Origin of the sequence: Sporosarcina sp. P17b (genome assembly GCF_002743115.1) — a bacterium.
In the GTDB taxonomy this organism is placed as follows: Bacteria; Bacillota; Bacilli; order Bacillales_A; family Planococcaceae; genus Sporosarcina; species Sporosarcina ureae_C.
This window is the reverse complement of the sequence record NZ_PDYP01000042.1, coordinates 1-888: the sequence shown is the minus strand read 5'-3', so window position 1 is coordinate 888 and position 888 is coordinate 1. Positions and strand designations below refer to the sequence as shown.

Annotated in this window: 3 protein-coding genes; all 3 read right to left on the bottom strand. The window is 36.7% G+C overall.

What is annotated here, in order from left to right:
• Positions 1 to 16: 16 nt before the first annotated feature.
• Genes CSV76_RS17500 through CSV76_RS16955 form a run of 3 tightly spaced genes read right to left on the bottom strand, consistent with a single transcriptional unit; the run spans position 17 to position 782 of the window.
• Positions 17 to 178: a hypothetical protein gene (locus CSV76_RS17500; protein WP_158232848.1), complete on the bottom strand. Its 162-nt coding sequence runs from the start codon at positions 176 to 178 to the stop codon at positions 17 to 19.
• Position 179: 1 nt separating this feature from the next.
• Positions 180 to 383 (bottom strand): hypothetical protein, encoded by a 204-nt coding sequence (locus CSV76_RS16960; protein WP_099626307.1) that lies wholly within the window; start codon positions 381 to 383, stop codon positions 180 to 182.
• A gap of 12 nt (positions 384 to 395) precedes the next feature.
• Positions 396 to 782 carry a hypothetical protein gene (locus CSV76_RS16955; RefSeq protein ID WP_099626306.1) on the bottom strand — a complete coding sequence of 129 codons (387 nt, stop codon included), beginning with the start codon at positions 780 to 782 and terminating at the stop codon, positions 396 to 398.
• Between the last annotated feature and the right edge of the window lie 106 nt (positions 783 to 888).

Below are 888 nucleotides of genomic sequence, written 5' to 3'. Positions count from 1 at the left end.
ATGATCCGAAAGCGTATTAAGAAACTGGATATTTTTCTTCAATCAAATCTATCAATTCCGTGTATTCTTCATCAGATAGTTGACCAACCGCGTATACTACATTCACTCGCTTGGTAGCGACTTCTTTGCTGTACACTTTCGCGTTAATCATTTTTCTCCACAGGTCTACCGGTTGCATCTTACATCCCTCCCATCGTTTGCATTTCAATTAAAGCTGTTTGATACTGGTTTTCTATTAAGATTTTTTCATATATTGTTGGTTCTGTTTCATTTGATAGAGGAATGTCTTCCCACTCCACTACTGTCGCTGAAATTGTTTTACCGTCCCGACTGTATTCTTTGATAACTTTACCGTTTTCACGCTTAGTATTAATCAGTTCCACAAAAAAACCTCCTTAGAATAAATAATACACAACCTCGGAACGCACATTAGCAGAAGTATTATCGACTTTCATGTTTAATACGAAAGACTCTTCAAAGTAAATATCTGTAACTAGTTCGTAATTTTGAAATGCCGCTGTCATAACAGCGGGTGTGTATTCCTTGATTGTTACACCGTCTACTATAATTTCGATTCTGAATGTATTGTTTTGTAGTAAATCTATTTTGATACCCTTAACCAATCCAGCACCCGTTAGTCTTAGCCTTTCAGGCGGGGTAGTCGTACTAATACTACTCTCACTGGAAGAAACCAGAAGAATTGAATTGTTTAAAGATAGCAAGTTAACCCTATCGAGTATCTGATTTTGTTTGTCGGATGTAGGTAAATTAATTTCCGGCATTATTAAACCTCCTCATAAACAAAAATTAAACCATCTTCATTTGCGTTTGGTTTAAATCCGTATTTGTAGTTTCCATCTGCTGTTCGGTGTGGCATACTTTCCGCCT

Excerpts from the sequence above, each read along its gene's own strand:
- CSV76_RS17500 (WP_158232848.1), bottom strand. The coding sequence starts at position 178 with ATGCAACCGGTAGACCTGTGGAGAAAAATGATTAACGCGAAAGTGTAC.
- CSV76_RS16955 (WP_099626306.1), bottom strand. The coding sequence starts at position 782 with ATGCCGGAAATTAATTTACCTACATCCGACAAACAAAATCAGATACTC.